The organism is Mesorhizobium kowhaii (genome assembly GCF_042431665.1).
Classification (GTDB): Bacteria; Pseudomonadota; Alphaproteobacteria; order Rhizobiales; family Rhizobiaceae; genus Mesorhizobium; species Mesorhizobium kowhaii.
Genome location: NZ_JBHLYT010000083.1, coordinates 1 through 8393, shown reverse-complemented (window position 1 = coordinate 8393; position 8393 = coordinate 1). Strand labels below are relative to the sequence as shown.

General features: G+C 57.7%; 6 protein-coding genes and 1 pseudogene. 5 read left to right on the top strand and 2 right to left on the bottom strand.

The features are described from left to right. Nucleotides 1-1080: 1080 nt before the first annotated feature. Nucleotides 1081-2514, bottom strand: a complete 1434-nt coding sequence (locus ACFFNA_RS34505) for an aminotransferase-like domain-containing protein (RefSeq protein WP_378924366.1) — start codon at nt 2512-2514, stop codon at nt 1081-1083. 363 nt (nt 2515-2877) lie between these two features. Between ACFFNA_RS34505 and ACFFNA_RS34500 the strand changes: the two genes are divergently transcribed. The 5 genes and pseudogenes from ACFFNA_RS34500 to ACFFNA_RS34480 form a co-directional block, all read left to right on the top strand. Next, complete coding sequence (locus ACFFNA_RS34500; protein ID WP_378924365.1) at nt 2878-4095, top strand: NAD(P)/FAD-dependent oxidoreductase; 1218 nt, start codon at nt 2878-2880, stop codon at nt 4093-4095. A gap of 21 nt (nt 4096-4116) precedes the next feature. Then, nucleotides 4117-4473 carry a non-heme iron oxygenase ferredoxin subunit gene (locus ACFFNA_RS34495; protein ID WP_378924364.1) on the top strand — a complete coding sequence of 119 codons (357 nt, stop codon included), beginning with the start codon at nt 4117-4119 and terminating at the stop codon, nt 4471-4473. A 188-nt stretch (nt 4474-4661) separates the two neighbouring features. Further along, on the top strand, nt 4662-5636 hold the full coding sequence (locus tag ACFFNA_RS34490; RefSeq protein WP_378924363.1) for an aldo/keto reductase: 975 nt from the start codon (nt 4662-4664) through the stop codon (nt 5634-5636). 114 nt (nt 5637-5750) lie between these two features. After that, a complete protein-coding gene (locus ACFFNA_RS34485; RefSeq protein ID WP_378924362.1) occupies nt 5751-7172 on the top strand; it encodes an aldehyde dehydrogenase family protein in 1422 nt (473 codons plus the stop codon). Between the two features lie 177 nt (nt 7173-7349). Then, a pseudogene (locus ACFFNA_RS34480) lies at nt 7350-7632 on the top strand (transposase); the annotation flags it as partial. A 527-nt stretch (nt 7633-8159) separates the two neighbouring features. Here ACFFNA_RS34480 and ACFFNA_RS34475 read toward each other — a convergent pair. After that, nucleotides 8160-8393 (bottom strand): transposase domain-containing protein (locus tag ACFFNA_RS34475; RefSeq protein ID WP_378924361.1); only part of this gene is annotated, 234 nt, incomplete at its 5' end.

Genomic DNA, 8393 nt, shown 5'->3' with positions numbered 1-8393 from the left:
CCCGACCGAGCCGCTCGTCAGCTACCAGACCAATCGACTACTATCTGGGTGGAACCTTCCTCCACTGGTGATACGCGCCATCGGGGCGCACTGAATTTTCCGGGCTAGTTAGTCGCACACGCGGTGCACGTATTACCGCCCTGCTCAGTGACAAAAAAGGGCTCCGGGGCGTGCCGAGATGCGCATCGCGTCGTGCGACATAGTCCGACAGAGCGGCGACCGTCGTGGCATGGAGCGGGACCAGCCGCGACATGCCAAGCTTCGAGAATGCTTGGTCGAGATCGACGTCATCCCGAGGCTTGTCGCCGCGCTCCAGAATAGCGTAGACCGATCACCGCTATCAATCCGAGAAGGCAATAATATGTCCAGCGACGTCGGGCGTTGGCGGCAGTGACAGTGCCGCCCCCAGAAGCGCCGTGATCTCGGCTTCGGTATAGATGTAGGGCTTGCCCTCCCCGGCGGTGGCGCAGCCTCTCGAGGTGCCACTTTCTTCAGAAGATCGAGATAAGCGAGGTGCTGAGCAAAAGCAGCGCACATCGGTCAGGCGGATGGACCAGGTCGGTTGGCGGCCGATCCATGTCACCCACTCGCCAGCATCGTGGTGATGGCGGCGCCTCGAGCTTCATGAAGGTGACGAAATCCGGCAGCCGTCGGGCGGGGGTCGTGTACTTGTATCCAGCCTTGGCGCATGCCCACCCACGTAACGCTCGATCGCAATGCGAAGCCGGTTCATTGGACACCTCCAGGCCAGGACAAGGCTCAGTTCGCAGCTTCTCGATATCGAGCCTTGCATAGATCGATAGTTCCTCGTGCTGTGAACTAGAAACTGGTCGATCTCCGCACAGCTGGCGCCGGACGCAACAGGTCGGTCGAGGCTGTGGCGTAAAAGGTGAGCGCTGGATACCAGCCTGCTCGAGGGCCTGCTTCGCAATCATAGTAATGGCGATGCCGAATAGACCTGCATGTGAACGACATCGAGCCGCTAAGCTACCTCGCCAACGTCCTGACTAGGATCGTGATAGCCATCCCAACAGTCGGCTCGACGAGCTCCTGCCCTGGGCTTACGTCGCCAGCCGGACCTCAAGGCCATGGCCTGACGACGACGCTCTGATGTCCGGCCGACCTGTGCATCATCTCACCCAGCTTCGCCAGATAGGTTTCATTCTGAGCGGTCCATGGGAACGAGAAGTTAAGCGCTACGAAATTTCGGAAGGAGGCCTCGATCGAGAAGATAGGACCTGGGAGAAAACTAAAGTCGGATTTTACCGCTTCAAGCAATGCGCTAGTAGCATCGAAGCTGACTGGTCCTCGCACCCAGCACATAAACCCGCCGACGGGGGGCGATACAACACATTCACTGGGAAAAAATTCTGCGATTAAATCGAGTCCCCGTCGCATCCTCGCGGCAAGTGTGCAGCGCAACTGCCTCAAATGTCGATCCTGACTACGGGTTGCCAGAAACGTGGCGATCGCACGCTGGACAATACCATCACCGCTGTTCAGTCCATGTGTATACTGGTGGGTCATCAAACGTCGTGTATGGGTGCCGGCAATAACCCAACCCAATCCATACGCTGGCGGGAGCGAGGCCATGAAACTTCCGAATTGCACCACGATATCGGATGGATCGTGTTGTTTGAACGAAGGCTGTCTGCTGCCATCGTAGTTCAGTTCGCTGAACATTTCATTTTCGAGGATAAGCACCTGGTGCTGGCGAGCAATTTCCACAACACGACGCATTGTTTGTTCGGAATAGGTCACGCCTGTGGGATAGTGATGGGAGCCCATGAGCAATGCCACACGAACCGAATTAGAACGGACAAGATGCTGAAATTGTTCGGGATTGATGCCAGAGCGCGGGTGTGAATAAATTTCCACAACGGAGAGGCTCTTACGGTTCAATCCGGCCAGCATTGGAAAATAGGAAGGACTTTCGACAAGAATGACGTCTCCCGGCTTGGTAAATGCATTGAGGCACATGTCGAAGCACGACATACCCGTGTTGCCGACAACGATTTCCCCGTGTGCTACGACGCTTCCCCGCCTTGATGCGCGGCGCGAAATTTCATGTCGCAACTGCATGTCGCCTTGTGGGGAATCGCACCCAACAAGCCGGGTCTCGCCCTGGCGCAAGAGCTGGCGCAACAGGCGGTCTATGTCGCTGCGGTCGAATAGCTCCGGACTCGGATAGAAGCTGCCGAATGCGCCAAGCTCATTTGAATACCAAATATGGAGCAAAGCCTCAGGCAGATTTTTTACCGCCTCTCCACCGACATCGTGGCTATTGTTCCCTGGGCCTGTCACTGGCGCACCGACGACATAGAAGCCCGACCGAGGCCGGGCCTCGCAAACTCCCTCAGCCTCCAGCAGCTCGTATGCATGATGTACTGTCATCGGGCTATAGCCGGTATCTTCGCTTAGCTGCCGAACAGACGGCAGGCGATCACCGACGCTCAAAGTTCCTTTGCGAATGCGGCGCTTGATGAGGTCGACGACAAATTCGTAGCGGCGCATAGCCGATGTCTTGTGAACATGGGTCATAGGATCGGAATTCCTATTAACTGGCATCTACGGTGTCTGCACAGGAAGCTATTCTACCTTCAAACGAACACGGCGTCGCAGTCCGCAGTGATTGAGCGTCATGCACCTCACCCTGGCCGACGATCGACAATATGGATCCTTGTCACCGGAAAAATGCACAAAAACCGCCTATTCCGCGGAGCACAGTTTTTAACGAGGAGGCGCTTCGAGGATTTGCTTTGAAATTAGCCCGTCTGTACTGAACGAATTTGCAGGAATTTGACACTGGTGCATCTCCAGCTTTTTGGTTTTTTGTCATGTTGGTAACGTTCAAAGTTGCCAAGACTGAGGAAGGTTATGGAAAAGGTCGTTATCATCGGAGGAGGGTTAGCAGGACATCGTGCTGTCGCAGCACTCGCCGAGCTGCGTCCTGACCAGCGCACAGTCCTCATTCATAGCGAAAGCGGAACACCCTATGACAGGCCGCCCCTATCCAAGGACTTTCTCTTGGGGGGCAGGAGGCCGACGCTGAAAGGGTCTGAGCTGTATGCAGACCGCGTCGTTTTGCGAGCTGGAACGAAGGCCACGCTCATCGATCCCCTTCGACGGATGGTCCATACCGATAACGGCGATCCAGAACACTACGACAAACTTTTGATCGCTACGGGATCTCGGGTCCGGCAGCTGGAGAACTCCAGTGTAGACCCGGCACAACTTCATTATTTGCGCACTGAATCAGACGCTTCGCGGTTACGTGCGGTTCTTGCGCCGGGCCAGCGGCTGGCAGTCGTCGGCGGCGGCTTTATAGGACTTGAGGTATCGGCGAGCGCCCGCCGCCTAGGGTGTCAAACCACGGTCTTTGAGCTGGCACCACGACTGCTACCGCGCAGCGCTTCACTCTCTTTATCAGAATGGGTCGCTGCGCGTCACATGGGCGAAGGTGGTGAGGTCCGTTTGAACTGCGCAAATCTGCGTATGTCGAATAATTCAAAGGGCGAGGTCATTCTGACTTGGGATGGCGGGTCGGCCGTTGCTGACACGGTCCTTATTGGTATCGGGATTGGGCCTAATGCGGAGATTGCCGCTGACGCCGGCATCGACACCGCCGACGGGATCATTGTGAATACACGCTGCGAAACGTCCATTGCGGGAATATATGCTGCCGGAGAAGTGACGAACTATCCGGTGCCCTCGCTTGGCTGGCGGCTACGCAGTGAGAGCTGGACTGTGGCCGGCGATCAGGCAGTTGTGGCAGCACAAGTCATGTGCGGTCTGGATGCGCAGTATCAGAACCTACCTTGGTTCTGGTCCGACCAGTGCGGCGTAACCATCCAGTCGCTCGGGCTGCCAGCCCTCGCGACGTCTCTGTATCGCATCGGGGACGTCGCAAGCGAACGGTGGCTGGAGATTGGCGCCGATGATCACGGACGTTTTGTCAGTGCCGTGGGGGTCAACCCTGGTCGTGACATGATGCAGCTCAGGCGAGACGCAAAGGCCGGCAGGCCCATATCGCATGACATTATGAGTCGGGCCACGGAAATCGATACGTCCGATTTGTACCAGGAAGCTGGCTAATTACGGCAATCGGAGTGAACTGTGATAACGGCAGAAAAGAACATAGATACTGTGTCGCAAAATTCTGAGTGGATAATTCTTTGCCCAATTTCGGACCTTCAAGAGGATACCGTGGTGCCGTTCGAAATAGGCGATAGACGCGTCGCTATTTATTTGATCGACAACATAGTATATGCGACCAACAACGTGTGTTCGCATGCGTTCGCTCTCCTTTCCGACGGCTGGCTGGAGGGAACTCTTATCGAGTGCCCTCTGCATGGTGCTCAATTTGAGATCACTTCCGGGGAAGTGGTTCAAGGCCCGGCTGAGTGCCCAATCACTGTGTTCGAGACGAAGGTCGAAGGCGGCCAGGTCCTGGTGCGTCTTCCGGAGGCGTGAACAAATGTGCTTGCGCGCCAGAACCGAACACGCTTTAGATTAGCGCGCGGGCACGTATTCGAGTGCCCATGACAGCGCCTTGGGCAGACGGCATCGTATCTCGCAACTTGGGTGCCGTCGGAGATCCGTGACATCGCTCCGGTCCTGCAGCGTTGGGTTTGCATCGACCAGCTCAGTTTGGGGGGAATTTGGAGTACATCAACGTTGGAAGGACGGGCCTCAAGGTCTCTCGGATCTGTCTTGGCTGTTTGAGCTTCGGCCTGGCCGAGCGTCGCTGGGGTTTGAGCGAGGATCAAAGCCGGCCGATCGTCAAGCAAGCGATCGAAGGCGGAATCAACTTCTTCGATACCGCCAACACCTATGGCAACGGCGCGAGCGAGGAGGTGCTGGGCCGAGCTGTGCGTGACTATGCGCGGCGCGACGAGGTGGTGATCGCGACGAAGGTCTATTACCCGATGCGGGCCGATCCAAACGGACGCGGCCTGTCACGCAAGGCGATCATGTCGGAGGTGGACGCAAGCCTGCGCCGCATCAACACTGATTATATCGACCTTTACCAGATCCATCGCTGGGACGACGCTACTCCGATCGAAGAGACGCTCGAAGCATTGCACGATATTATCAAATCCGGAAAGGCGCGGTATATCGGCGCATCTTCAATGGCTGCCTGGCAATTCTGCAAAGCGCTTCAGCTCGCCGGCGAGCATTTTTGGACCCGCTTTGTCACCATGCAACCGCACTACAGTCTCCTTTACCGCGAGGAGGAGCGCGAAATGCTCCCTCTTTGCGAGAGCGAAGGCGTTGGCGTCCTACCGTGGGGCCCTCTTGCACGGGGGCGTCTCGCCCGCCCTTGGCAGGAAGAGCCAGATACCCTTCGCGGGCGCACCGACGATATCGGCGCGGAGATCTACGCCCGAACCCAAGAAGTGGACAAGATAGTCGTCGACCGTCTTACGTCGCTGTCCGAAACACGGGGCCTTCCTCATGCACAGCTTGCCTTGGCGTGGCTGCTTTCAAAGCCTGTGGTGACTGCACCCGTTATCGGCGTGACGAAGCCGCAACATCTTGACGACGCGTTCGCGGCGGTCGGCGTGAAGCTATCGGAAGACGAGGTCAAATTACTCGAGGCGCCGTACGTGCCGCATCCAGTTTCAGGACTTTAGCTGGAGGCGTTGGAGCCGGCGGCGAGAGAGAGCGGCGCAATACATCTCAAATCAACCTCAATCGCGGCCGGCCTTCAGTTTGGCCACGGGATTGATCAAACATAGGAGCTGTCAATGGTCGCGCGCACGAAATTCTACATCGATGGCGTATGGACGGAGCCCGCGGCGCCGAACCGAATGGCCGTCGTCAATCCTGCAAACGAAGAGGCCATGTACGAAATAGCTCTCGGATCGAAGGCTGATGTAGATGCGGCGGTCGATGCAGCCAAACGGTCCTTCAAGGATTTTTCCCACACATCACGTGACGAGCGCCTCGCACTCCTCGGAAGAGTTATCGACGTTTATCGTTCAAGGGTTGCAGAGCTTGCGGCGTCTATTTCCGACGAAATGGGCGCGCCTTTGGAGCTTGCAGAAAGAGAACACGCTGCGGCAGGTTTGGCCCATTTTGAAACGATACGCGGTGTTCTTGAGAGATACAGCTTCGAGGAAACCATCGGCTCGGCGCTGGTGGTCCGAGAACCGATTGGTGTAGTGGGGATGATTACGCCCTGGAATTGGCCCATGAATCAGATTGGGGCCAAAGTTGCGCCAGCGCTCGCCACAGGCTGCAGCATGATCCTGAAGCCTTCTGAGTTTACGCCAAGTTGCGCATTGATCTTCGCAGAGATTTTGCAGGAGGCTGGCGTGCCCCAGGGTGTATTCAACCTTGTCAATGGCTTAGGGCCGGAGGTTGGTGTTGCAATGAGCGAGCATCCTGACATCGACATGATGTCCTTCACTGGTTCGACGCGCGCGGGCGTAGACGTGGCCGTCCGCTCTGCCGCCACCGTCAAGCGTGTCAGTCAGGAGCTGGGCGGCAAATCGCCCAATATCATTTTGGATGATGCAGACCTTGAACAGGCCGTCGCTGGCGGCGTCGCTTACATGATGATGAATACTGGCCAGTCATGCGACGCACCCACACGAATGATTGTCCCCGCAGCCAAAATGAGGGAGGCCGCGCGCATCGCGAAAATGGCTGTGGAGCAGATGAAGGTCGGGGATCCACGAGCGGTAGGCACCACTCTCGGACCCGTCGTCAATCGGATTCAGTGGGAGAGAATTCAAGCCTGGATTGAAAGGGGTATTGCAGAAGGCGCGACCTTGGTCGCAGGCGGCACAGGCCTACCAGAGGGCATTCCTAAAGGCTACTATGTTCGACCAACCATTTTCGCTGACGTAACGGCTGAAATGACAATCGCGCAGGAAGAGATTTTCGGCCCGGTTTTGGTACTGATGGGGGCCGAAGATGAAGCGGACGCGATACGCATTGCCAATGACACCGCCTATGGCCTTGCCGCCTACGTTACGTCTGGTTCGGTCGAGCGCGCTCGCAAAGTCGCTCGGCAGGTTCGAGCGGGCAGTGTTAACATCCAAGGAATGTTTGCTGATTGGGCCGCCCCATTTGGTGGATACAAGAGATCGGGCAATGGCCGTGAATGGGGAAGGTTCGGGATGGAAGAGTTCCTAGAGACAAAAGCGATCGCCGGCTACTAACCAGCACCAGCGTCTCTTCGTGTATCGGACGTGTTACGCCTTGTTGGTGTAGCTCGGTGGTAAAGAAGCCGCTCGCGAGCGCGCCCTCAAAAGTGCCGTAGCGAGCGGCACAGCGGTGGTCATTCGATGTTCTTCCGTTCGGGTTGCTAACAGCAACCCGAATCGAAGGAACCACCGATGACCGACGACATCATGAACCTGCGTGCGCTCGTGCAGAAGCCCCCGATGCCGAACTCCTGCGCGAGATGACGAGATGATCGCCTTTGCCGCCGAGCGGCTGATGGAGCTGGAGGTGGGTTTCGCGACCGACGCGGGCTTTGGCGAGAAGAGCGCGCTGCGGACCGCCCAGCGCAATGGCTGCCGCGACGGGGACTGCGAGACTCGGGCCGGAACGGGAGAGCTGCGCATCTCCCCAAGCTGGAAGGGCTCCTACTTCCCCCAGTTCCTGGAGCCGCGCCGTGGGGAAGCAGGTGGAGCGGATTTTGACTTTTGGCTGCACAAAGCGGAGGTGGGCATCGTGGCCGTCACCGCGAGCCCGCAGACAAAGCCCGCCGTGCCTGGCGCCGCGTTGGCAAAGGGTCGGCATCCAGCGGGGCTCAATGGGGCTCAATTACGTCGACTGCTTCTCTTATGCCCTGGCGAAACTCACCGGCGAACCGCCTCTGGTCGCCCAGGTCTGGCAGGTCATCGAGACCGTTCGACCTAAGTACAGCTGCCGCACCTGCGATAAGATCATCCCGGCGCCGGCACCGGCTAATATAAGGCTCGCTTTGCGTCGCCGGATGAGCTTTTCACCGATCTCAACGGCAAGAAGTAAATTCTGCGAGCAAACAGCTTGAAGAAACCCAGCGACGTCAGGCGCGCGTCCCTTCCAAGGGCGTCCGAATACACCAAGCAATTTCGAAAGGACGTACGCATACGACGAAGGCCGCATGATTGGCACATGCGCGTGCGCGTGGCGGGCTCTATGATGGCGTTGCGTGAAGGTCAGGCGGCCTGCTGATCGGCGGGCTTGTCGGCTTCGTGCAGGCGCTTCCATTGCCAAGGCAGTAATTCGTGCAGACGCGAGGTAGGAAGATCGGCGATGCGGGCCAGGACGTCGGCGAGCCAGGCTTTTGGGTCGACGTCGTTGAGGCGTGCCGTGGTGATGAGGGTAAGCATGACGGCGGCGCGGTCGGCGCCGCGCTGGGAACCGGCGAAGGTCCAATTGCGCCTTCCCAG

Excerpts from the sequence above, each read along its gene's own strand:
- ACFFNA_RS34505 (WP_378924366.1), bottom strand. The coding sequence starts at position 2,514 with ATGCGCCGCTACGAATTTGTCGTCGACCTCATCAAGCGCCGCATTCGC.
- ACFFNA_RS34500 (WP_378924365.1), top strand. The coding sequence starts at position 2,878 with ATGGAAAAGGTCGTTATCATCGGAGGAGGGTTAGCAGGACATCGTGCT.
- ACFFNA_RS34485 (WP_378924362.1), top strand. The coding sequence starts at position 5,751 with ATGGTCGCGCGCACGAAATTCTACATCGATGGCGTATGGACGGAGCCC.